Below are 22,236 nucleotides of genomic sequence, written 5' to 3' on the forward strand. Positions count from 1 at the left end.
AGTACATCACGGAGCATGACACCTATAACAGATGCAGTTATATTGAATTACACCTATAACAGTTGATCCAGATCATGTCCCTTTACCAGCAGTTGGCCGACCGCCTGCAAAGCCAGATCGACGATGGCATCTGGCAACCGGGGGAGCGTATCCCCTCCATTCGCCAGAGCTGCAAGACCCACGGGCTCAGCCCCATGACGGTGTTGCAGGCTTATCAACTGCTCGAAAGTCAGGGGCGGATCCTCGCCCGCCCCCAGTCCGGCTACTACGTCAAAGCCGCCTCACCACAGGTCGTGCAGCACACGCTGAGCCAAACTCACTACAGCGGCTCGGTGGATATCAACGATCTGGTGTTCGAAGTGTTGCAGGCGAGCAAATCGCGGGATCTGGTGCCCCTTGGCATGTCGGTAGCAGACCCGACCCTGTTCCCCCATCCCCAGCTCGGGCGGGCGCTGGCCAGCTGCATGCGCAAACTCGATCCCTTCAGCACGGTGGCCGACCTGCCCCCCGGCAACGAAGCGCTGCGCCGCGCCATCGCCCAGCGCTACGCCAGCGACGGAGTGGCGGTCAATCCGCAGGAGATCATCATCACCACCGGCGCCATGGAGGCGCTCTCCCTTAGCCTGCAGGTGCTGACCGAGCCCGGTGACTGGGTGGTGGTGGAGTCCCCCACCTTCTATGGCGCCCTTCAGGCCATCGAGCGGCTGAAACTCAAGGCGGTAGAGATCCCGGTGATCCCGGGGGTGGGTATCGATCTGGCGCTATTGGAAGATGCCCTCAGCCAGATGCCGATCAAGGCGTGCTGGCTGATGGGCAATGTGCAGCACCCGCTGGGCCACACCATGCCCGATGCGCACAAACAGGGGCTGATGGCACTGCTCAACGCCCACAAGGTGCCGCTGGTGGAGGATGACGTCTATGCCGAGGTCTACTTCGGCCGCGAGCGCCCCAAGCCGATCCGCCACTGGGATCAGCGTGGCGACAGCCTGCTCTGCAGCTCATTTTCCAAGTGTCTGGCGCCGGGCTTTCGGGTCGGCTGGGTGGTGGCGGGACCCCATGCAGAGCGGGTGCAGCGGCTGCAACTGATGTCCACCCTCTCCACCAATGTACCGAGCCAGCTGGCGCTGGCCGAGATGCTGCGCCAGGGCGGGGTCGATGCCCACTTTCGCCGCCTGCGCCACACCCTGGCCCAGCGCCAGCAGCAGATGCGGGCGGCCCTGCAACGGCTGTTGCCCAGCGAAGTGCGGATCTCCTCCCCCGATGGCGGCTACTTTCTCTGGCTGGCACTGCCTGCCCATTTCGACAGCCGAGCCCTGCACGCCAAGGCTCTGGGCAGCGGTTTTTCAGTGGCCCCCGGCGCGCTCTTCTCCAGTCAGGGGCAACACAACCACTGCTTGCGCCTCAATAGCTCCCATCCCTGGAGCGAACAGCTGGAGCAGGCCCTCACCCGACTGGCCGCGCTGATTGCCGCGCAACTCAGCGAAAAGTAACGTGGCAAAGAGCCGCTGGCGAAACGAACAAAGGCCCGTAACGGGCCTTTGTAGTTGGGGAGTGACGCGGCGTTACTCGCCATAACAAACAGCTCATCTGGCCATGATCTGCGACTGCACCTTGAAGCCCAGCGCCTCGTAGAGCGCTTGGGCGCGCTCGTTGAAGGCCATCACCTCCAGCCGGATTTGCTGAGCATCACGGGCCTTGGCCCACTCATCGCAATGGGCGATCAGCGCCTTGCCAATCCCGCGGGAGCGGTGCTGCTCATCCACCACCACGGAGCCGATACGGCAAATCGGCGCACGGGTGAGAAACGGCACAGAGTCATTGATGTCGATCCGCGCAGTCAAAAAGCCCACCACCCTGCCATCCTGCTCGGCAACGCAGAACAGACGCCCTTCCGCGCCGATGGCGCTCAATAAGAACCCCCGTTCCTCTGGTGAAGGGGGGCAGAACACCTCGGGATAGTGTTGATGGTGGATCTCTCCTATCTGCCGGTTCAGCTCGACAATGGCGTCGATATCCAGTTCGGTTGCCTTGCGTATCTCCAACGGTTGCTCCTTGCGAAAAGGTGATGGTCCTGCGCCATCTTAGGGGCTGTGCCCCGCAATCCAAATAGGCTCATCCGCATCTTTTAACGGGCAGCAGAAACAACAACGCCCCATGAGCGGGGCGTTATCGGCAATCCATGGCGATGAGGGGTATCAGGCGGGGGCGTTAAGTTGGGCCACCTGACGCTCGATGCTCCCTTTGAGGTTGTCATCGAGCTTGAGGGCGCGCGCCAGTTCGTCGAGATAACCGCGCTCCATAAAGTGATCCACCTCGATGGCGAGCAGGGAGGCGAGATAGACCTCGGTGGCCAGCTCCATATCGGTCACTTCCCGCGCCAGCGCGTGGGGATCGAGGGGGCGAGCCAGCTCGGCGTCAATCCAGCGGGCGACATCGCTCTGGCCCTGTTCGGTCAGGTACTCCTGAATTTTCTGGCGCTCGGCGCCGTCGATATGGCCATCGGCCCGGGCTGCTGCCACCATGGCGCGCACCAAAAGCGCCGCACGGGCATCCAGCGCATTGCCTTCCAGCCCGCTGATGGGATGGGTAGGCTGGGCCGGTGCCGCCTGCTGGGCCTGCCAATCCTGATAGAGCTTGTAGGCCAGCCCGCCAAGGGCCGCAGCGCCCCCCACGGCAGCGGCCTTGCCACCATATTTGCGCACTTTTTTATTGCCCAGCAGCAGACCGAGCGCGCCACCGGCCAGCGCCCCCTGCATCTGCCCCTTGCGCTTGTCTCCGCCTTCGTTGAGCCAGCCTTTGCCAGCCCCCAGTAACTGTTCCAGCATCTGTTTCATGGTGTCACTCCTGCGGCTATGTTCCCGTCGATAGAGCCAGATAGTGACCCCGCCCCCCTGAATCGGGGATGAACCCTTGACCGGGCAGGCCGATGGGGCAAAGCTCAGGGAAACCCTTCAGGCAATAAGGATGTAACTGTGCCAAATCGCGAACTGACCCTGCAATTTCTGGCCGAACCCTCCGACGTCAATTTCGGCGGCAAGGTACACGGCGGCATGGTGATGAAGTGGATAGATCAGGCGGGCTATGCCTGCGCTGCTGGCTGGTGTGGCGGCTATGCGGTGACCGTCTATGTGGGGGGGATCCGCTTTTTGCGCCCCATCCAGATTGGCCAGCTGGTGGAGGTTCACGCTCAGGTGATCCACACCGGCACCACCAGCATGCATCTGGCGGTGGATGTCTACAGCCGCCACCCCACCGACACCGAGCGCCACAAGACCACCCACTGCATCATCATCTTTGTGGCGATGGATGAGCAGGGCAAACCGACCCCGGTGCCCCAGTGGCAACCGGTGAGCGAGAGCGATCTGCAGTTGCAGCAGTACGCCAAAAAGCTGATTGCCCTGCGCGAGGAGATCGACAAGGAGATGCGTCAGCACCTCTGACCTTCATGCCTCACAGCCCGACAGCGCGGGCGCTTTCGGCCAACGACGGCGCCCCTGTATAATCCCCCCTCTTCCCGCAACCGGAACCCTGCCCATGTCACTGGAAACTGCCCCACCCGAGGTGAAACTCGCGGTGGATCTGATTGAACTGCTGGAAACCAACCAGCTGGCCCCCGAGCTGGTACTGGCGGCTCTGGCCATCGTGAAACAGGATTACGAGCGCAAGCTGGCGGAGGGGAAGGATCACTGATCCCTCCCCGTACTTTTTCCGCCTTATCTTGCCGACGTCAGTTTTTCCCCACAGAAGTTTTCCCCACATAGCCACTCACTGTGGCCCCATCACCTCGTCACAGAGGGCGATCAGGGCCGCGCTCAAGCGGGTGAGCGGCTCGCTCCCGCGTCCACCGGCATGGAGCGCCAGCTCCACCGATGCCACCTTGGGCCACTGGGTCAGGGCCAGCTGATCGGCGGGCATCAACCGTTTGGGCAGCAAGCTCACCCCGATCCCCGCGCTCACCGCCCCCTGCAAACTGGCAAGGCTGGCGCTGACATAGGCAATACGCCAACGCCGACCGAGGCCATCGAGCGCCTCGGTCATCTGCCGCCGATAGAGCCCTTCGCTCGGGAACACCACCAGCGGCAGCGGATCCCGTTCCCGTGCGGGCCAGTCGCGACTGTCGACCCACACCAGCGGCTCGCGCCAGCTGGCAAGGGGCGAACCCTGACCGCGAGTCTGCTTGACCAGCGCCAGATCCAGCTCCCCCGCCGCGAAGCGCTGCCAGATGTGGTGGCTCAGGCCGCTCTCCACCTCCAGCCGCACCTCGGGGTAGTCGCGGGCAAAGGCGGCCAGCACCGGAGTGATGGCACCGGCGGCGAAATCCTCCGGCACCCCGAGGCTGAGCGATATGCTCCCCTCGCTCACCTGCTCCTCGGCCTGTGCCAGCAGCGCCAGAATGCGCCGGGCCAGCCCCAGCAGTTGCTCCCCCTCGGCCGTCGCCACCACCTGCCGACCGGAGCGATCCAGCAGCGGGCAGCCAAGCTGCTGCTCAAGGCGGCGGATCTGCTGGCTGATGGTGGATTGGGTCAGATGGACCCGTTCACCGGCGCGGGTAAAGCTGCCGGTGTCGATAATGGCGACAAAACTGCGCAGTAACAGGGGATCCAGCATGGGGCACTCCATTTACAAAACCACTGAAGCCCATTCTATCATTTAATTTCCAAATGACTTTCGCCCCCGCTAGGCTGGCGCTTTTGCCTCCTTTGACGGTGATCTGCCATGTTCAGCCCCGATGACTCCGCGTCCCGAATGCCCCCTGTTTCTCCCAGAACCGGAAACAGCACCCGATGAATCAACGAAATGCGGATCATCCCGCAGGCCAGACGGCCCTGCTGGTGCTGGTGATCCTGATTGGCCTGAACCTGCGCCCCTTTCTTACCGCCATCGGCCCGCTGGCCCAAGCCATTGACCAGCGTCTGGCTCTGGGGATGGACACCCTCGCCTGGCTTACCCTGTTGCCGCTCTGGCTCATCGGGATTGGCGTGCTGCTCACCCCAAGCCTGCGTCGGCGCGCCAGTGCGCGCCAACTATTGGGGGCGGCCCTGCTGCTGCTCGGTATTGGTAGCGCCATGCGCTTCGATGCCCAAAGCGGTGCCTTGCTGATCGCCAGCGCGGCGCTTTGTGGATTGGGGTCGGCACTGGTGCAGGGAGTGCTGCCCGCACTGATCAAGCAGGCCTTCGCCCACAAGGTGCCGCTGGTGATGGGGATCTTCTCTGCCTGCATGATGGGGGGCGGGGCGCTGGGGGCCAGCCTTACCCCAAGGCTGGCGGCGAGCCTCGACTGGTCGCGGGCGCTGGCGCTCTGGAGCCTGCCGGTGCTGCTGGCCCTCGTCTGGCTAGGGTGGACAGTGCGTCTGCCACGGGCCGCCGCGGTCGCCATTCCCCACGGCGAACAGCGGCTGATCACCCTGCCCCGCAGCTGGTTGCTGATCGTCTGCTTTGGCATCATCAATAGCGGTTACGGCATCGTAGTGGCCTGGCTGGCCCCCGCCTATATGGCGCAGGGGTGGAGCGCCGCGCAGGCGGGCGAACTGGTCGCCTGGCTGGCGCTGGCGCAGACTGCCAGCGGCCTCGGCCTGCCGCTGCTGGCGGCGCGCAGTCTGGATCGGCGGCCGTGGATGGGCCTTGCCATCGCCATGCAGCTGGCGGGATTCGGCGGCCTATGGCTGGCGCCAGCCAGTGCCCCGATCCTCTGGTGCATGCTGTGCGGCGCCGGTCTTGGCGGCAGTTTTTCGCTGATCATGGTGATTGCGCTCGATCACCTGCCCGACCCGCGCCGCGCCGGCACCCTGAGCGCCCTGATGCAGGGCTTCGGCTTTATGCTGGCGGCCACCGGCCCCTGGGTGGCGGCGCGCCTCTATCACCTGTTTGGCGACTTCGCCGCCGCCTGGCAGTGGCAACTGGGGGGCTTGCTGCTGATGAGCCTGCTGGTACTGCGTCTCGACCCGCGCCACTACCACCGCGTCATGCGGTTACCGACCGCCAGCGAGCCGACCATCTCGGCGCCCCTCCCGGCCAGCGCTGCGGCCCAAAGCAACACACCGGCCTGAGGCCGGTGTGTTGGAGATAACCGTATTGGAGATGACTGGCGGCTGACGCCACTCAGAGGGGCAACTCAGCGCCCCTTCTTCTGCCGTCCGCTGTTAGCGGTGCGCGGCTTGCCTGCCGCCGGTTTGCCACCCTTGCCGGGGGCCCCTTTGCCAGCACAGCCCTTGTTGGCCGCACCTTTGCCCGCGCCCCCCTTGCCCACCGGCAGCTTCTTCTCGAAGGCTTCCGGGCCCGGCACATTGGGGCGACCACCAATCTCGTGATCGTCATCGCGGCGCGGCTTCTTGCCTTGGGCCGGTTTGGCGCTTTGCGCCGCAGGAGCCTTGGCCGCCTTAGGCTTGTCGCCTTTGGCCGGTTTCACCTCGGAGGAGGAGTCCTCAATCAGCTTGAACAGATCGATCAGCTCGTCGTCGGTGAGATCGCGCCACTCGCCCACCGGCAGCCCCTTGAGGCTGACGTTCATGATGCGGATGCGCTCCAGCTTGGTCACTTCAAAACCGAAGTGCTCGCACATGCGGCGGATCTGGCGGTTAAGCCCCTGCACCAAGGTGATGCGAAAGACGAACGGCGCCTCTTTCTTCACCTTGCACTTCTTGGTCACAGTACCGAGGATCGGCACCCCGGCAGCCATGCCGCGCACAAACTCGTCGGTCACCGGCTTGTCGACGGTCACCAGATACTCTTTCTCGTGATCGTTGCCCGCCCGCAGGATCTTGTTGACCAGATCGCCGTGGTTGGTGAGGAAAATCAGCCCCTGCGAATCCTTGTCGAGCCGCCCGATGGGGAAGACCCGGGTGCTGTGGTTGACGAAATCGACGATGTTGTCCTTCTCGCCCGCCTCTGTGGTACTGACGATACCCACCGGCTTGTTGAGAGCGATCAGCACCAGACTGTCCGCCTCGCGCGGCTCGATCACCTGACCGTTCACCTTGACCAGATCGCCAACCTGCACCTGATCGCCGATCCCGGCGCGCTTGCCGTTGATAAAGACGTGGCCCTGCTCGATAAAGCGGTCGGCCTCGCGGCGCGAGCAAATACCGCTCTCGCTGATGTATTTGTTCAGGCGCATGGATTCGTTAGCCAGCATGGGTCACCTGCCACAGGGTCTGGGCCGCGCCCGGTTGTGCCATCGCCTGTTCCGGCTGTGCCGGGGAGGCTGTTTGCTGCATCAGCCAATTCACTACGTCAAAATTCTGCATACCATTCCATCTTCAAAAAAGGCCAATGCCAGCTTATCCATCAAAAAACGCCGCTACAGTAGCATAATTGCCCCCTTTCAGGGGCAGATAGTTGCAAGGTCGCAGCGCCCAAGCTGGCATCCGCGGATAAGTTCACAGCGCCAGATGGCCCGCGATGCAGCCTTCGAACGGCCAGCCTGATGCCAACGGCAGGATCTGGTGCCCACAGCCAGCGCGGACGAACGCCATCAACTATACATATCACCTTGTTTCCATTAGGCTTTAAGCCGGTTGGCCGCGCCCAATGTGCTGCGCCGAACTCGCCCGCCCAAAGGCGGCTCCACCTCTATCGCCAAGGATTGCACCATGCTGGCTCACACTCGCCGCCTTGTTCGCCGTGCTCTGCTGACCCTGTTGCTGCTGTTGCTGACCGCATGGGCGGTGATCGCCTACTTCGCCTGGCAGGCAGCGCCGCTGCAGCTGTGGCACACAGTGGTGCCCCCCGAACTCAGCGCCGATGAGCTCGACAACAGCGACTGGCAAGCCTATCTGGCCCGCGAAGCAGAGCTGTTCGAGCTAGTGGCCACCGAAGTAGTCGCCAAGACACCGCCCGAGCAGCAACTGGCCAGCAATCGCTACCATCAGGACGCGCCCATCAATCCCGCCCGCTTTCAGCAGAACTGGAACCGCTCCTACCTACTGCGCCCCGAGGGGGAAGCCAAAGGGGTAGCGGTGCTGCTGCACGGCCTGACCGACTCCCCCTACAGCCTGCGCCATCTGGCCAGACGCTATCAGCAGCAGGGCTTTATCGCGCTGGGGCTGCGGATCCCCGGCCACGGCACCGTGCCCGCTGGCCTCGTGGATGTGGATTGGGAGACCTGGCTGGCCGCCACCCGACTTGCGGTGCGGGAGGCCAGATTGCTGGCACCGGGCAAGCGGCCGCTGCATCTCGTGGGCTTTTCCAACGGCGGCGCGCTGGCGGTAAAATATGCGCTCGATGCGCTGGCCGACCCGAGCGGCACGCTGGCAAAACCGGATCGGCTGGTGCTGATCTCCCCGATGATCGGGGTGACCCGCTTTGCCCGCTTCGCCGGGCTCAAGGCCGTGCCTGCCCTGCTGCCCGCCTTTGCCAACGCCGCCTGGCTCGACACCATGCCGGAGTTCAACCCGTTCAAGTACAACTCGTTTCCGGTCAACGGCGCGCGCCAGTCCTATCGCCTGACCCACGCCATCCAGCAGCAGGTACGCCAGCTGGCCGCCAGTGGCGAGCTGGCGGCGTTTCCCCCTGCCCTCACCTTCCAGTCGGTGATGGACTACACCGTCAGCACCCGCTCCATCATTGCCGATCTCTACCACTACCTGCCGGCCAACGGCAGCGAACTGGTGCTGTTTGATATCAACCGCAGCACCCTGTTTGGCCCGCTGATGAGCTCGGCCTCAGAGCTGGCACTGCACCGCTTGCTGCCAAACGCCCCCGGGCACTATCGCCTCACCGTGGTGGGCAATGTCGAACCCTCCTCCCCCGCGACGCAGGCCAGAACGCTGGCCAGTGCAGACCAGCCTGAGCAGCTCCACCCGCTGGGTATCGATTATCCCAAGGAGATCTACTCCCTCTCCCATGTGGCGCTCCCCTTCCCGATGGACGACCCCCTCTATGGCATGGCGGCGCGCCCGGAGCAGCGGGAGCAATACGGCATCAATCTCGGCGGTCTGGCCCTGCGCGGCGAGCGCGGTGTGCTGATCGTCAACCCCGGCGCCCTCACCCGCACCTCTTCCAACCCCTTCTACCCCTATCTGCAGCAGCGGGTGATGGAGACCCTCACCGCCCCTCCCGTCGCTCGTCCTGCCGCCGTAATCCCTGCCAGCAGCGGTCAACCTGATGCGGCCTATCAGGCAGAAGTGGAGCAGTTTTTACAGGAGAGCGACGAGAGCAGCTCGCCTTTCTAGGGCGTTTCTGGAGTATCGGCAAAGAGGCACTGGCGCTGGGTCGATGGCGATACAAGAAAGGGGCCGTCAAGTGACGGCCCCTTTCTGCTGGAGATGGCGATGGGACTGATGGCTTGGTGGGCTCAGGGATAGATGCTCACTTCTATCAGGTTCTGGTCAGGGTCGAGGAAGTAGATGGATTCTATCGGCCCGCAGGCGCCACTTTTGGTCACCGGCCCCTCGACAATCTCCACCCCGTGGCAGGCAAGCTGGGCCATCACCTGCTCCAGCGGCCAGCGGGTGATAAGGCAGACATCTCCCGACCCCACCTGCGCCCGATTGCGCGGCTCCTGCCCCAGCAGTTGCAGATTGATCTTCTGGTTGCCAAACCCTACCGCCCGGCGCCCCGCACCGAAGGTAATGGCCTCCATATTGAGCACCGAACTGTAAAACGCCACGGCCCGTTCGATATCACTGACCGTCAATACCAGATGGTCGATATGGCTGATCATGGTTACCTCCTGGTGGTGATCTGGCTGATGTGACCGGCATATGCCCGCAAGCATCCGACTGCTGCCGCCACGGCGGGCTACCCCATCATACCCGGCAAGGGGAAACCCATTTGTGCCGTAGCGCGCAAAGAGAGCGCAAATGATGATGTGATTTTTAAGGGGTGTTCAGTTGGGCGTTGCAATGGCTGCTGTTGTCGCGTTTGGCTAACTCTTCACTGGCATTAATGCTTCTGGAGTCATCACAATGAGCGGGATGGCCAGCGCCTGACTCAACCGCTCTGCCAGTTCGTAGGCAGGGCCGATGGTGTCGTAGTCTGCCACACAGGTTGCCAAGGCACAGCCGTTGCTCTCTTCGACTCGCAAGTAAACGCTGTAGCCTTGAACGGTCAGACCGCTGTCACGCACCACCTGTATCTCACCTTCCTGATTGATGGCCTCCAGTTCAACCGCTACCGGTTTCTTGAACATCTGTACTCCTCAGTCACTGCAGATAGTGGCAGTAATAAAGCCCAGCATGGGGTAAGAAAAAAATGCTGCCACATCTTGAATCTGTGAGCCACGTGAAAAAATTAATAATACGGGCTCCATAACCAAACATGCCACCGATAATAACATGCTGATTTAGATGAAAAAAATGATATTATCTCTTTCTTCTATAGACAATGTTCGAGGCTCGTGCGTGATGCAACAATGCGGTATTTATGAACAGCTCATTACTCAACTGCTGACATCTCGACTCGACCGCGAGCACTTTTACGTAGGGGAACGCCAGCTTGAACCTGCCGAAGCGGCAGTTTGGTTATCCAGATTTCTGAGCCGGGTTTTGGAATATGCGGTGGGCTCGGTAACTGGAGAGGATCAGCTGCAACGGCAGATCAAGCTGGCTAACCAGTTATTGCTTTGGCTAAAGGATCGCACCCAAGACCCAGACTTTATTAGCGAGAACCTCATCGATAGTCAGGGAAAAATTCTGACAGCGCTCTACCTGTTGGATAACCCCATCTCCGCCAATTTAAAACAATATGCCGAGGATATTTTCCCTCTGACAGGTCTCACTCAGAGCGAACTGTTTTGTGGCAGCAATGCGGGTTTGTCGATGGAGTCGGAGATTAAACGGGAAATATTATCGGCAGATAGCATCTGCTGGCTGGTCTCATTTATCAAATGGGCAGGTATCCGGATTTTCCGTCATGAGCTGGAAGAGTTCACTCGCAGCGGCCGCCAATTAAAAGTAATTACTACCTCTTATATGGGGGCGACCGACGCCAAGGCAGTTGAATTTTTAGCCAGCCTCCCAAATACCGAAGTCAAACTCAGCTATAACACCCAGCGCGAGCGGTTGCATGCCAAGAGCTATCTCTTTTGCCGAAATACCGGCTTTCATACCGGCTATATAGGTTCCTCCAATCTCTCTCACTCTGCCCTCACTAGCGGCTTGGAGTGGAACCTAAAAATCACCTCGCAAGAGATCCCTCATATTATCGAGAAATCCCTAAGTACCTTTGAAACCTATTGGGAATCCGATGATTTTGAGCTGTTTGATGGCAAGCTCGAAAGCTGTACAAAATTGCAGCATGCACTGCAAGAGGCCCGTGGGGATGGGGACAAAAATAGCCCTGCCTATTTCTTTGATATCACGCCGTTTCCCCATCAACTGGAGATCCTTGAACAATTGGCGATGGAGCGCGCTTTACACCAGCGCTTCCGTAACTTGGTGGTTGCGGCCACTGGTACAGGGAAAACCCTGATCTCCGCTTTTGATTTTGCGCGTTTTCTGAAAACCAAACCCGACGCCAAGTTCCTGTTTGTCGCCCACAAAGAGGAGATCTTGCGCCAAGCATTAGCCTCGTACCGCGGTGTGCTCAAGCAATCCAATTTTGGCGAACTCTTGGTCGGCGGCGCCGTGCCAACCCACTACCGTCAACTATTTGCCTCGGTGCAATCCTTGAATAACCAGCTGGCTAATTTACGTCTTAGCCCAGATTATTTCGATTACATCGTCATCGATGAAGTTCATCATATTGCTGCGGCCAGTTATCGTGGTTTGCTCGCCGCCTTTGAACCTCACATTCTGCTTGGATTGACCGCAACGCCAGAGCGCCATGATGGCGGTGATATTCTCGCTGATTTTTGTGGTGTCATCGCAGCAGAGATCCGCTTGCCAGAGGCCATTAATCGTCGCCATCTCTGTCCATTCCAATATTTTGGTATCGATGATGATACTGACTTGCGCCAAGTGGCTTGGAAAAATGGCCGTTATGACATCACTGAGCTCACCAATATCTATACCCACAATCAGCAGCGGGTACAGAAAATCGTCCAGAGCCTCAATGAGATCGTCACCGATATTACCAAGATCAAAGCACTGGCATTTTGTGTGAGCCGTGAACATGCCGATTTTATGCGCAAGGCCTTTTTATTGAAGGGCATCAAGGCTGATATTCTCACCAGCGATAATCGAGACGAGCGGCATAGTAAACAACAAGATTTGCGCACTGGGGTTATCAATATTCTCTGCGTGGTGGACATCTTCAACGAAGGGGTTGATATCCCGGAAGTCGATACCTTGCTGTTTTTACGACCAACGGAAAGTCTCACCATCTTCTTACAGCAATTAGGGCGCGGCCTGCGGCTGGCGAGCGATAAAGAGTGCTGCACCGTGTTGGACTTTGTTGGCAATGCCCGTGTTGAGTATGACTTTGCCCAGAAATTCCGGGCACTGGTGGGCAAAACCAACAAGGCGATCAGCCACGAGATCAAACAGGGCTTCCCTCACGCCCCCTTGGGTTGCCGCATCGAGCTCTCAAAACAGACCCAAGAGTTAATTCTGAGCAATATCAAGAAGGCGACTCTCAATACCTCGCTCCTTATGGGCCTGATCCGCCGTTTCTCACAGGATTGCGATTTACCTCTGACACTAGCGAACTTTTTGAAGCTCTACCCTCACATTAGCCTTGAGGAGATCTACAAGCGCGGCAATTGGAGCGCCTTGGTCAAACAGGCCCACAACCATACCATTTCTGAAATGAGCGATGAAAAGCTGTCGACTCTCTACACCCGGGCCATCAAAACCCGGCTATTGGGCTGCGATGCGCTCCATTACTTGAACTTCTTACAAACCTTGGTGGCAGACGCATTTACCTTAACGGCCGAGCACGATGCACGCATGGCCTTGATGTGCCATTACGACTTCTGGCAACAGAGCGGCCCCACTGCTGGCTTTAGCTCCTTGGCGCACAGCCTGAAACAACTCAATCAACCTGAATTAAGGGCCGAGCTGGCAGATCTGTTGCCCATGCTGATCAACCGGGTGCAGCACGAACAAAGCGCCATGCCAAACCTTCCCGGTAATCCACTGCAGCTGCATGCCCGTTATGCCAGAGAGCAGGTGCTGGTTGGCTTTGGCGCGACTACCTTCGCGCAGCAACCCACTGCTCGCGAAGGGGTCTATGTCATCGCAGAGCAACATATCGAGTTGCTGTTCGTGACCTTGAACAAAACGGAACAGCACTTCTCCCCCACCACCCGTTATCACGACTACGCCATCAACGAGTCGCTGTTTCATTGGCAGAGCCAAAACAGCGCTCGCCCAGAACGGGGTAAGGGGCTGAGTTACATAAACCACAGAGCAGAAGGTAAGCGCTTGTTTCTGTTCGTCCGCGAGCAGAGCAAAGATGAATTTGGCCGCACCCTTGGCTTTGTGAACTTTGGTGAGGTGGAGTACGTATCCCACACAGGCAGCCAACCGATGAACATAAAATGGCGTCTCACTACTCCGATGCCGCCATTTATGTGGAAAGAGGCCGCCAAACTGGCTGTTGGTTAGTAAGGCTTCTCACCCGGTGGGGATATGACGCAAAACCCACCGGATTCTCGCCCAAAACCCCGGCTAAATTATCCAGTTGCATAATAACCATGCGGCCTTGCGGTTGTTTAACTGGCCCTAACGTCAGATAATACCGCCCGCCTTCAAACCCCGATAACCCGACTTTCAGTGACGGTAATTGATGACTGAGTACCTGCTTTTATTGATCGGCACCGTGCTGGTTAACAACTTCGTGCTGGTGAAATTCCTCGGCCTCTGCCCCTTTATGGGGGTCTCCGGCAAGCTGGAAACCGCCATCGGCATGGGGCTGGCGACCACCTTCGTGATGACCCTCGCCAGTGCCAGCTCCTATCTGGTGGAGCACTATATCCTGCTGCCGCTGGATATCGCCTATCTGCGCACCCTCGCCTTTATTCTGGTGATCGCCGTGGTGGTGCAGTTTACCGAGATGGTGGTGCGCAAGAGCAGCCCGACCCTCTATCGCCTGCTGGGGATCTTCCTGCCCCTCATCACCACCAACTGCGCGGTGCTCGGGGTGGCGCTGCTCAGCATCAATGAGCGACACGACTTTATCCAGAGCGTGATCTACGGCTTTGGCGCCGCCACCGGCTTCTCGCTGGTGTTGATCCTGTTTGCCGCCATGCGCGAGCGTCTGGTCGCCGCCGATGTGCCCGCCCCGTTTCGCGGGGTGTCGATTGCCATGATCACCGCCGGTCTGATGTCGCTGGCCTTTATGGGCTTTACCGGCCTTATCAAGATATAACCATGATCCATATTCTCTTTGCCATTCTGGTGCTCACCCTGCTGGCGCTGGCGTTCGGGATTATCCTGGGCTTTGCCGCCGTCAAGTTTCATGTGGAAGCAGACCCCATCGTCGATCAGCTCGATGCCCTGCTGCCCCAGACCCAGTGTGGCCAGTGCGGCTATCCCGGCTGCAAACCCTACGCCGAGGCGCTCGCCAACGGCGATCAGATCAACAAATGCGTACCCGGTGGCGAGGCCACCATGCGCAAGATTGCCGATCTGATGGGGGTCGAGCCCCAGCCGCTGGGGGGCAGTGACGAGGCCGCCGTGCCGGTCAAAAAGGTCGCCTTTATCCACGAAGATCAGTGCATCGGCTGCACCAAGTGCATTCAGGCCTGCCCGGTGGATGCCATCGTCGGCGCCACCAAGGCGATGCATACCGTGATTGCCAACGAGTGCACCGGTTGCGATCTCTGTGTTGATCCCTGCCCGACCGACTGCATCGAGATGATCCCGGTGCCCACCACGGTCGATAACTGGAAGTGGGATCTCAATAACGTGCATGTTCCGGGCAAGATTCCGGTCAAGATAGTGGAATAAACAGCGGAGCAACCATGCATTCCTTACTCGAACGTATCAAAGCCGGCACGCTCTGGGACTTTCACGGTGGCATTCACCCCGCCGACAACAAGCTGCAATCAAGCCAGAGCCCGGTGGTAGACGCCGGTCTGCCGCCGCGCCTCATCATTCCGCTGCGCCAGCACGCAGGCCCCGCCGGCGATCTGCTGGTGCAGGTGGGCGACAAGGTCAAAAAAGGGCAGCCGCTGACCCGTTATGCCAAGGGGCGGGTCGTCCCTGTCCATGCCTCTACCTCCGGCACCATCACCGAGATTGGCAACCACACGGTTGCCCACCCCTCCGGACTCGGCGATCTCTGTGTCATTCTCACCCCGGATGGGGAGGATGAGTGGGGCGAGCGCAATGGCAAAGCCGATTACTGGAATCTGGAGCGGGGCGAGCTGCTTGAGCGCATCCAGCAGGCGGGGGTGGCGGGCCTTGGCGGCGCCGTGTTCCCCACTCACAGCAAGCTCGATGGCCGCGGCCAGCTCACCGAGATCCTGATCGTCAACGGGCTGGAGTGCGAACCCTATATCACCACCGATGATCGGCTGATGCAGCAGTATGCCGACGAGATCATGGATGGCATCCGGGTGCTCAAGCACCTGCTCAAACCGAAACTCACCCTGATCGGGGTGGAAGACAACAAGCCCGAGGCAATTGAGCAGCTGACCCGCCACGCCACCGACGAGGACGTGCTGGTCAAGACGGTGCCGACCAAGTACCCCTCGGGCGGTGCCAAGCAGACCATCGAGCTGCTGACCGGCCGTCAGGTGCCCAAGGGTGGCCGCGCGGTCGATATCGGCATCATGGTGCTCAACGTCGCCACCGTGTTTGCCATCAAGCGCGCCATTATCGACGGCGAGCCGCTGATCGAGCGGATCGTCACCCTCACCGGCGACAGCTTCAAAAAACCCGGCAATGCCTGGGTGCGCCTCGGTACGCCGGTGCGCTGGCTGTTGCAGCGTTTCGAGCTGCAACCGGAAGCGGAGCAGCGGGTGATCATGGGTGGCCCCATGATGGGTTTTACCCTGCCCCACGCCATGGTGCCTGTGGTCAAGGCCACCAACTGCCTGCTGGCGCCGACGCAGGCCGAACTGCCAGCCCCCGGCCCGGAGCAGCCCTGCATCCGTTGCAGCGCCTGTGCCGACGCCTGCCCGGCCACCCTGCTGCCACAAGAGCTCTACTGGTACAGCCGGGCCAAGGAGTATGACAAGGCCGAGAAGCTCAACCTGATGGACTGCATCGAGTGCGGCGCCTGCGCCTGGGTCTGCCCGAGCGAGATCCCGCTGGTGCAGTACTACAAAATCGCCAAGGACGACATTCGCGAAGCCCGTGCCGAGGCCGAAAAAGCCGAACGCGCCAAGCAGCGTTTCGAGGCCAAGCAGGCTCGTTTCGAGCGGGAGAAAGCGGCCCGCGAAGCGCGCCACGCCGAAGCCGCCGCCCAGCGCCGTCAGACCATGACGGCCGCAGGCGGGGAAGATCCGGTGGCAGCCGCCCTCGCCCGCATCAAGGCCAAGCAGGATGCCCCCATCACTGCCATTGCCGCCACCGCAGAGGGCTTGCCTGACAACAGCGCAGTGATTGCCGCCCGCGAAGCCCGCAAACGGGAAGCGGAGGCGCGCCGCGCCGCCAAGCTGGCGGAGAGCGCAAACAGCGAAACAGCCGCTACGGCGCAACCCGCCGAGGCGGTGGACCCCGCCAGCGATCCCAAGAAAGCAGCCATCGCCGCCGCACTGGCCCGCGCCAAGGCCAAGAAAGCCGCGCAAGCGGGTGATAGCGCCGAGCCTGTGACTGCCGAAGCCGTTGCTGCACCTGCGGTAGATGCTGATCAGCAAAAAGCAGAGGTTGATCCGAAAAAAGCGGCGATTGCCGCCGCCATTGCCCGTGCCAAGGCCAAAAAGCTGGCGCTGCAGGGTGACAGCGCTGAGGGCGATCTGACTGCCACCGCAGGCACCAGCGAAACGGCAGCAATCCAAAGCGATGCGCCATCTGCGGCCAGCGAAGCGGTTGATCCCAAGAAAGCTGTTATCGCCGCTGCTATTGCCCGCGCCAAGGCCAAAAAGCTGGCCCAGCAGGGCGAGAGTGCCGGTGCTGAGGATGCGAAGAGTGAGCCAGCTGCCAGCGCACAGACCCGCGACATGACGGTAGCCAAGAGCGAAGTAACCACCAGCCAAAGCGATACGGCTGCAAGTGAAGCGGTCGATCCCAAGAAGGCCGCTATCGCCGCAGCCATCGCCCGTGCCAAGGCCAAAAAGCTGGCCCAGCAGGGCGAAAGTGCCGGTGCTGAGGGTGCGCAGAGTGAGCCAACTGCCAGCGCACAGACCCGCGACGTGACGGTAGCCAAGAGCGAAGTAACCACCAGCCAAAGCGATACGGCTGCAAGCGAAGCTGTCGATCCCAAGAAAGCCGCTATCGCCGCAGCCATCGCCCGAGCCAAGGCCAAAAAACTGGCCCAGCAGAGCGAGCGTATCAGTGCAGAGGTAGAAAATGCCGGTACTCAATTAGAGAGTGCCGGAACTGAGGGGGAGCGCGCACCGGCCGAGCCGATGCAAAGCGATGCAGCCAGCAGTGAGCAACCACTTGCCGTCACTGCCGTGCCTGAAGCGAACGCCCCTGCGGCTGATGCCCCGGTTGATCCGAAAAAAGCGGCCATTGCAGCCGCGGTGGCCCGCGCCAAGGCGAAGAAGCTGGCGGCCGAGGCAGCCAGAGCCGCCGGGACCGCCGCTGAAGATGTCCCGTCAGCCGACCGAACAACCACAAGGTAATCGACAGACTCATGTTCAATATTGCGACTGCGCCGTTTGCCCATAACCGCAAACAGACCCGAACCCTGATGCTGCTGGTGATCCTGGCCTGCGTGCCGGGCTTGCTGGCCCAGACCTGGTTCTTCGGCTGGGGCTCCTTTATCCAGATCCTGCTGGCGCTGGTGACCGCGCTGCTGTGCGAGGCGCTGGTGCTCAAGCTGCGGGGCCGCGCCATCAAGCCTGCCCTGATGGATGGCAGTGCGGCGCTCACCGCCGTGCTGATCGGTCTCTCCCTGCCGCCGCTGCTGCCATGGTGGATGCTGGTGGTGGGCACTGCCTTTGCCATCATTGTCGCCAAGCACCTTTACGGCGGACTGGGCCAGAACCTGTTCAACCCGGCCATGGTCGCCTATGTGCTGCTGCTGGTCTCCTTCCCGGTGCAGATGACCAGCTGGCTGCCGCCGGAGAGCGTGCGCGCCTACAGCCTCGGTTTTGGCGATGCGGCGTCGGTGATCTTCACCGGCTTTAGCCTCGACGGCTACAGCATGGCCCAGCTCAAGCAGGGGGTGGATGGTCTCACCATGGCAACTCCCCTCGATACCCTGAAAACCGGCCTGACTCAGGGGCTCACCACCGGCGAGATCCTGAGCGGCCCGCTGTTTGAGGGTTGGGGCGGCATCGGCTGGAGCTGGGTCAACCTCGGCTATCTGCTGGGCGGCCTCTTCCTGCTGCAGCAGAAGGTGATCAACTGGCGCATTCCCACCGCGATTCTCGGTGCCCTGCTGGCGGCCTCCACCATCGGCTATCTGGTGAGCCCGGATGCGACTGCCACGCCCATGTTCCATCTATTCAGCGGCGCGACTATGCTGGGGGCCTTCTTTATCGCCACCGATCCGGTCAGCGCCTGCACCACGCCGCGCGGCCGACTGGTCTATGGCGTGCTGATCGGGGTGCTGGTCTACATCATCCGCCGCTTTGGCGGCTATCCGGATGCGTTCGCCTTCGCCGTGCTGCTGGCCAACCTTTGTGTGCCGTTTATTGACAGCCTGACTCGCCCGAAAGTGTATGGAGCCCGTCGCCAATGATGTTTCTGCCCTTTTCCCCCATCACAGCTGATGGAGCCCGGACATGTTAAAGAGCATGCGCAAGAACGGCCTAATTCTGGCGATGTTCGCGCTCGGCTGTACCGCGCTGGTGGTACTGACCAACGAGCTGACCAAGGATAAAATCGCCCACCAGCAGCAGCTGGAGAAGCAGCAGACCCTCTCGGTATTGCTGCCAGAGGGGAGCTATGACAACGATCTGGTGGCCAGCTGCAAACAGGTGACCAGCAGGAAGTATCTCGGCAGCGATCAGCCGCAGGCCCTCTATACCGCCAGCAAGAATGGCGTGGTAACGGGCTATGCGCTGGAGGCGATCGCGCCGGATGGTTACAGCGGAGCGATCCGCATCGTGGCGGGCTTTGATACCAAAGGCACCATCACCGCCGTGCGCGTGCTCGCTCACAACGAGACCCCGGGCCTCGGTGACAAGATCGAGCTGAAGAAATCGGACTGGATCAACAGCTTTGCCGGAAAATTCCTGACCCATGACAACGAGCCCCAGTGGGCGGTGAAGAAGGATGGCGGCGAGTTTGATGCCTTTACCGGCGCCACCATCACCCCGCGAGCCGTGGTCAAGGCAGTGAAGAACCTGCTTAAACTGCAGCAGGAGCAACCCGAACTGCTCAGCAACGCCCCGGCTTGTCCGGCGGCGAACTAACGGAGTCGAGCCATCATGAACCAGATGGAACAGATTGAAACGGGCGCAACCCCGATTGCCGAGCTGGAAAGCCGCAAGGGCGAGCTCAAGGAGCTGATGAGTCAGGGGCTGTGGAAGAACAACCCCTCGCTGGTGCAGGTGCTGGGCCTCTGCCCGACCCTCGCCGTCTCCTCCACCTTTACCAATGCGCTGGGGCTGGGCCTTGCCACCATGGCGGTGCTGGTCTGCTCCAACCTCGCCGTCTCGCTGGTGCGCAACTGGGTGCCGAAGGATATTCGCATCCCGGTCTATGTGATGATCATCGCCTCGCTGGTGACCAGCGTGCAGCTGCTGATGAACGCCTACACCTATGGCCTCTATCAGGCACTCGGCATCTTTATCGCCCTGATCGTCACCAACTGCGTCATCATCGGCCGCGCCGAGGCCTATGCCTCCAAGAATCCGCCGCTGCTGGCGGCCCTCGACGGCCTGATGATGGGCCTTGGTTTTACCCTGGTGCTGCTGGTACTGGGTGGCATGCGCGAGATCATCGGCATGGGCACCCTGTTTGATGGCGCCGAGCTACTGCTGGGCGAGTGGGCCAAATCCCTGCGCATCGAGCTGTTCCACGCCGATGCAAGCCTGCTGCTGGCGATTTTGCCGCCTGGCGGCTTTATCGGGCTGGGGCTGCTGATCGCCGCCAAGAACGCCATCAACGACTGGCGGGACCGCAAACAGGCCGCTACCATAGCCCACTGCAACGTTGCCCCGGCCCGCGTCCGGGCGACCGAGCTATGATCGGACGCAAGGCATGAACAACCAGAAACGCAGAGAGATCCTCGAGCGACTGCGGGAAAACAACCCCCACCCCACCACAGAGCTCAACTTCAACTCGCCATTCGAGCTGTTGATTGCCGTGCTGCTCTCGGCGCAGGCGACCGATGTCAGCGTCAACAAGGCGACCGACAAGCTCTATCCGGTGGCCAACACCCCGCAAGCGATGCTGGATCTCGGGGTTGAGGGGCTCAAGGAGTACATCAAGACCATTGGCCTCTTCAACACCAAGGCCGAGAACGTCATCAAGACCTGCGCCATCCTGCTGGAGCGCCATGGCGGCGAGGTGCCGGAGAACCGCGAAGCGCTGGAAGCCCTGCCCGGCGTCGGCCGCAAGACCGCCAACGTGGTCCTCAACACCGCCTTTGGCTGGCCCACCATCGCTGTCGATACCCATATCTTCCGGGTATCGAACCGCACTGGTTTTGCGGTGGGCAAGAACGTGGATCAGGTGGAGGAAAAGCTGCTCAAAGTGGTACCCGCCGAGTTCAAGCTGGATGTCCACCACTGGCTGATCCTGCACGGGCGTTACACCTGTCTGGCTCGCAAGCCCCGTTGTGGTTCCTGTATCATCGAGGACTTGTGCGAATACAAAGAGAAGGTCTATCCAGAAAGCTGATAGCCTCGCAACCGAGATTGAAAGCAGTACACATCACCAACCCGGAGAACTGAGCAATGAGAATTCTGCATACCATGCTGCGTGTCGGCGATCTGCAACGCTCCATCGACTTCTACACCCGCGTCCTCGGCATGAAGCTGCTGCGCAAGAGCGAGAACAGCGAGTACAAGTACACCCTGGCCTTCGTCGGCTACGGTGACGAGAAGGATGAAGCGGTGATCGAGCTGACCTACAACTGGGGGGTGAGCGAGTACGAACTGGGCTCTGCCTACGGCCACATCGCGCTGGAAGCGGACGACATCTATGCCACCTGCGAAGCACTGCGCGCCGCCGGTGCCAAGATCACTCGTGAGCCGGGCCCGGTCAAAGGCGGCACCACCGTCATCGCCTTCGTCGAAGATCCGGACGGTTACAAGATTGAACTGATTGCCAAGAAAGATGCCGGTACTGGCCTGGGCGACAGCTTCTAAGCTGCCCTAATCCCGCTGCTGAATAGCAGGATCAAAAAAGAGCGCATCTGCGCTCTTTTTTATGCTTCTCTGACCGGGCCGCAAAGCTAGATCTCGCCGTTACGCCCCATGCTGATCACCACTCGCCGGTTCTTGGCACGACCCTGTTCGGTTTCGTTGGAGGCGACGTGCTGCTTCTCGCCATGCCCCTCCACCGAGATCTTGCCGGGATCGATCCCCAGATCGACAAACACCTTCTTGATGGCATCGGCCCGCTTCTCGGAGAGTTTCAGGTTCGGCCAGCGGCCGCCATAGCTGTCGCTGTAGGCGTCGATCACCACCACGTCGATGCTCTTGTCCGCCTTGATAAACTCGCTGATCATCGCCAGCCGCCGCTTGGAGGGGATGGAGAGCTGATCGCTGTTCTTGTCGTAGGTGAGCACGCTAAAGGCGATGTCGTTGAAGCTGTAGGGCAAGAGCCCGCTCAGACAGTCGATAAATGCCTGATATTTCACCCGAAAGTTGACCGACGAGAGGGACACTCGCACCGCGCGGTTCTGGCGATACCAGTCCCGATACTGGAAGGTCGGCATCCGCCCCCCCTCCAGCTCGTCGAGCATGGTCCAGGCGGTTTGCCCCTCCACCAGCCCATCGAACTGTTGATAGAAACGCAGTTGACTCACTTCTCGCCCGGCTATCCCCGGGCGCCATACCGGCGGCATGATGCCAAGACTCACCGTCTGGGTCTGGGCCTGTGGCCGCTTGCCCTTGAGCTCGAAGTCGAGGTTGATCTTGCGCCCGGCACGACTGACAAAAGCCCCCGTTCCCCAGTTGGGAATAGGATGCTCGAGGCGACACTCAATCTGGGTATCGGAGGTCAAACGCCAGACGGATTGATCCAGACCGGCACCAAATTCGGTGACCCCAGCCTGTAACTGCATACTCACGGATATGCTGACCAACCCCAACACCCAAGCGTTCAATTGCTTGTCCTCCAC

At 60.7% G+C, this 22,236-nt stretch carries 22 protein-coding genes; 14 read left to right on the forward strand and 8 right to left on the reverse strand.

All coding sequences use genetic code 11. The features are described 5' to 3' along the window. Positions 1–74: 74 nt before the first annotated feature. Positions 75–1,490, forward strand: a complete 1,416-nt coding sequence (locus I6L46_RS09265; RefSeq protein WP_216977943.1) for a PLP-dependent aminotransferase family protein — start codon at positions 75–77, stop codon at positions 1,488–1,490. 93 nt (positions 1,491–1,583) lie between these two features. Here the strand turns inward: I6L46_RS09265 and I6L46_RS09270 are convergent, their stop codons facing one another. Beyond that, positions 1,584–2,042 (reverse strand): GNAT family N-acetyltransferase, encoded by a 459-nt coding sequence (locus I6L46_RS09270; protein WP_216977944.1) that lies wholly within the window; start codon positions 2,040–2,042, stop codon positions 1,584–1,586. A 153-nt stretch (positions 2,043–2,195) separates the two neighbouring features. Beyond that, complete coding sequence (locus I6L46_RS09275; RefSeq protein ID WP_042656069.1) at positions 2,196–2,834, reverse strand: tellurite resistance TerB family protein; 639 nt, start codon at positions 2,832–2,834, stop codon at positions 2,196–2,198. A gap of 138 nt (positions 2,835–2,972) precedes the next feature. On the opposite strand from I6L46_RS09275, the gene I6L46_RS09280 reads away from it, so the two are divergent. After that, positions 2,973–3,440 (forward strand): acyl-CoA thioesterase, encoded by a 468-nt coding sequence (locus tag I6L46_RS09280; protein ID WP_021230653.1) that lies wholly within the window; start codon positions 2,973–2,975, stop codon positions 3,438–3,440. Between the two features lie 94 nt (positions 3,441–3,534). Then, positions 3,535–3,690 carry a pleiotropic regulatory protein RsmS gene (gene rsmS, locus I6L46_RS09285; protein ID WP_074042636.1) on the forward strand — a complete coding sequence of 52 codons (156 nt, stop codon included), beginning with the start codon at positions 3,535–3,537 and terminating at the stop codon, positions 3,688–3,690. 75 nt (positions 3,691–3,765) lie between these two features. Here rsmS and I6L46_RS09290 read toward each other — a convergent pair whose 3' ends face one another. After that, complete coding sequence (locus tag I6L46_RS09290) at positions 3,766–4,608, reverse strand: LysR family transcriptional regulator (RefSeq protein ID WP_216977945.1); 843 nt, start codon at positions 4,606–4,608, stop codon at positions 3,766–3,768. 176 nt (positions 4,609–4,784) lie between these two features. On the opposite strand from I6L46_RS09290, the gene I6L46_RS09295 reads away from it, so the two are divergent. Next, positions 4,785–6,047, forward strand: a complete 1,263-nt coding sequence (locus tag I6L46_RS09295; RefSeq protein WP_216977946.1) for a cyanate transporter — start codon at positions 4,785–4,787, stop codon at positions 6,045–6,047. A gap of 65 nt (positions 6,048–6,112) precedes the next feature. On the opposite strand, the gene rluF is transcribed toward I6L46_RS09295, so the two are convergent. Beyond that, entirely contained in the window at positions 6,113–7,132 is a 1,020-nt protein-coding gene (gene rluF, locus I6L46_RS09300) for a 23S rRNA pseudouridine(2604) synthase RluF (RefSeq protein ID WP_216977947.1), read from the reverse strand. Next, positions 7,122–7,244 carry a hypothetical protein gene (locus I6L46_RS20780; RefSeq protein WP_005350832.1) on the reverse strand — a complete coding sequence of 41 codons (123 nt, stop codon included), beginning with the start codon at positions 7,242–7,244 and terminating at the stop codon, positions 7,122–7,124. The genes rluF and I6L46_RS20780 overlap by 11 nt, the downstream gene beginning before the upstream one ends. Positions 7,245–7,589: 345 nt before the next feature. On the opposite strand from I6L46_RS20780, the gene I6L46_RS09305 reads away from it, so the two are divergent. Then, on the forward strand, positions 7,590–9,170 hold the full coding sequence (locus tag I6L46_RS09305; RefSeq protein ID WP_159143952.1) for a carboxylesterase: 1,581 nt from the start codon (positions 7,590–7,592) through the stop codon (positions 9,168–9,170). Positions 9,171–9,292: 122 nt separating this feature from the next. On the opposite strand, the gene I6L46_RS09310 is transcribed toward I6L46_RS09305, so the two are convergent. Both I6L46_RS09310 and I6L46_RS09315 read right to left on the reverse strand, forming a co-directional pair. Then, a complete protein-coding gene (locus I6L46_RS09310) occupies positions 9,293–9,661 on the reverse strand; it encodes a VOC family protein (protein WP_005337594.1) in 369 nt (122 codons plus the stop codon). Positions 9,662–9,865: 204 nt separating this feature from the next. Next, positions 9,866–10,129: a hypothetical protein gene (locus tag I6L46_RS09315; RefSeq protein ID WP_042056561.1), complete on the reverse strand. Its 264-nt coding sequence runs from the start codon at positions 10,127–10,129 to the stop codon at positions 9,866–9,868. 214 nt (positions 10,130–10,343) lie between these two features. Here I6L46_RS09315 and I6L46_RS09320 point away from each other — a divergent pair, with 214 nt between their 5' ends. The 9 genes from I6L46_RS09320 to gloA all read left to right on the forward strand — a co-directional run bounded on the left by I6L46_RS09320 (position 10,344) and on the right by gloA (position 21,259). Beyond that, positions 10,344–13,487 (forward strand): DUF3427 domain-containing protein, encoded by a 3,144-nt coding sequence (locus tag I6L46_RS09320; RefSeq protein ID WP_216978035.1) that lies wholly within the window; start codon positions 10,344–10,346, stop codon positions 13,485–13,487. A 181-nt stretch (positions 13,488–13,668) separates the two neighbouring features. Continuing rightward, complete coding sequence (gene rsxA, locus I6L46_RS09325; protein ID WP_005337600.1) at positions 13,669–14,250, forward strand: electron transport complex subunit RsxA; 582 nt, start codon at positions 13,669–13,671, stop codon at positions 14,248–14,250. 2 nt (positions 14,251–14,252) lie between these two features. Beyond that, entirely contained in the window at positions 14,253–14,831 is a 579-nt protein-coding gene (gene rsxB / locus I6L46_RS09330) for an electron transport complex subunit RsxB (protein WP_005350799.1), read from the forward strand. Between the two features lie 14 nt (positions 14,832–14,845). Then, positions 14,846–17,617: an electron transport complex subunit RsxC gene (gene rsxC / locus I6L46_RS09335; RefSeq protein ID WP_216977948.1), complete on the forward strand. Its 2,772-nt coding sequence runs from the start codon at positions 14,846–14,848 to the stop codon at positions 17,615–17,617. Between the two features lie 11 nt (positions 17,618–17,628). After that, positions 17,629–18,681 (forward strand): electron transport complex subunit RsxD, encoded by a 1,053-nt coding sequence (gene rsxD, locus I6L46_RS09340; RefSeq protein WP_005337606.1) that lies wholly within the window; start codon positions 17,629–17,631, stop codon positions 18,679–18,681. 43 nt (positions 18,682–18,724) lie between these two features. Beyond that, positions 18,725–19,357 (forward strand): electron transport complex subunit RsxG, encoded by a 633-nt coding sequence (gene rsxG / locus I6L46_RS09345; protein ID WP_216977949.1) that lies wholly within the window; start codon positions 18,725–18,727, stop codon positions 19,355–19,357. A gap of 24 nt (positions 19,358–19,381) precedes the next feature. Continuing rightward, positions 19,382–20,134: an electron transport complex subunit E gene (locus tag I6L46_RS09350; protein ID WP_216978036.1), complete on the forward strand. Its 753-nt coding sequence runs from the start codon at positions 19,382–19,384 to the stop codon at positions 20,132–20,134. A gap of 13 nt (positions 20,135–20,147) precedes the next feature. Further along, positions 20,148–20,789: an endonuclease III gene (gene nth / locus I6L46_RS09355; RefSeq protein ID WP_216977950.1), complete on the forward strand. Its 642-nt coding sequence runs from the start codon at positions 20,148–20,150 to the stop codon at positions 20,787–20,789. Positions 20,790–20,845: 56 nt separating this feature from the next. After that, on the forward strand, positions 20,846–21,259 hold the full coding sequence (gene gloA / locus I6L46_RS09360; protein WP_005337610.1) for a lactoylglutathione lyase: 414 nt from the start codon (positions 20,846–20,848) through the stop codon (positions 21,257–21,259). 86 nt (positions 21,260–21,345) lie between these two features. Here the strand turns inward: gloA and I6L46_RS09365 are convergent, their stop codons facing one another. Further along, the gene (locus I6L46_RS09365; protein WP_005337611.1) at positions 21,346–22,221 is read right to left on the reverse strand and encodes an OmpA family protein; all 876 of its coding nucleotides are present in this window, start codon (positions 22,219–22,221) and stop codon (positions 21,346–21,348) included. Between the last annotated feature and the right edge of the window lie 15 nt (positions 22,222–22,236).

The sequence above is a fragment of the Aeromonas sp. FDAARGOS 1416 genome, from assembly GCF_019048085.1.
In the GTDB taxonomy this organism is placed as follows: Bacteria; Pseudomonadota; Gammaproteobacteria; order Enterobacterales; family Aeromonadaceae; genus Aeromonas; species Aeromonas veronii.

Bases quoted from the DNA above. Each gene is read 5' to 3' on its own strand.
- gloA (WP_005337610.1), top strand. From the start codon at position 20,846: ATGAGAATTCTGCATACCATGCTGCGTGTCGGCGATCTGCAACGCTCC.
- rsxD (WP_005337606.1), top strand. From the start codon at position 17,629: ATGTTCAATATTGCGACTGCGCCGTTTGCCCATAACCGCAAACAGACC.
- I6L46_RS09315 (WP_042056561.1), bottom strand. From the start codon at position 10,129: ATGTTCAAGAAACCGGTAGCGGTTGAACTGGAGGCCATCAATCAGGAA.
- I6L46_RS09310 (WP_005337594.1), bottom strand. From the start codon at position 9,661: ATGATCAGCCATATCGACCATCTGGTATTGACGGTCAGTGATATCGAA.
- rsxC (WP_216977948.1), top strand. From the start codon at position 14,846: ATGCATTCCTTACTCGAACGTATCAAAGCCGGCACGCTCTGGGACTTT.
- I6L46_RS20780 (WP_005350832.1), bottom strand. From the start codon at position 7,244: ATGCAGAATTTTGACGTAGTGAATTGGCTGATGCAGCAAACAGCCTCC.
- rsmS (WP_074042636.1), top strand. From the start codon at position 3,535: ATGTCACTGGAAACTGCCCCACCCGAGGTGAAACTCGCGGTGGATCTG.
- nth (WP_216977950.1), top strand. From the start codon at position 20,148: ATGAACAACCAGAAACGCAGAGAGATCCTCGAGCGACTGCGGGAAAAC.
- I6L46_RS09305 (WP_159143952.1), top strand. From the start codon at position 7,590: ATGCTGGCTCACACTCGCCGCCTTGTTCGCCGTGCTCTGCTGACCCTG.
- I6L46_RS09275 (WP_042656069.1), bottom strand. From the start codon at position 2,834: ATGAAACAGATGCTGGAACAGTTACTGGGGGCTGGCAAAGGCTGGCTC.
- I6L46_RS09295 (WP_216977946.1), top strand. From the start codon at position 4,785: ATGAATCAACGAAATGCGGATCATCCCGCAGGCCAGACGGCCCTGCTG.
- I6L46_RS09320 (WP_216978035.1), top strand. From the start codon at position 10,344: ATGCAACAATGCGGTATTTATGAACAGCTCATTACTCAACTGCTGACA.
- I6L46_RS09350 (WP_216978036.1), top strand. From the start codon at position 19,382: ATGGAACAGATTGAAACGGGCGCAACCCCGATTGCCGAGCTGGAAAGC.
- rsxB (WP_005350799.1), top strand. From the start codon at position 14,253: ATGATCCATATTCTCTTTGCCATTCTGGTGCTCACCCTGCTGGCGCTG.
- rluF (WP_216977947.1), bottom strand. From the start codon at position 7,132: ATGCTGGCTAACGAATCCATGCGCCTGAACAAATACATCAGCGAGAGC.
- I6L46_RS09290 (WP_216977945.1), bottom strand. From the start codon at position 4,608: ATGCTGGATCCCCTGTTACTGCGCAGTTTTGTCGCCATTATCGACACC.
- I6L46_RS09265 (WP_216977943.1), top strand. From the start codon at position 75: ATGTCCCTTTACCAGCAGTTGGCCGACCGCCTGCAAAGCCAGATCGAC.
- rsxG (WP_216977949.1), top strand. From the start codon at position 18,725: ATGTTAAAGAGCATGCGCAAGAACGGCCTAATTCTGGCGATGTTCGCG.
- rsxA (WP_005337600.1), top strand. From the start codon at position 13,669: ATGACTGAGTACCTGCTTTTATTGATCGGCACCGTGCTGGTTAACAAC.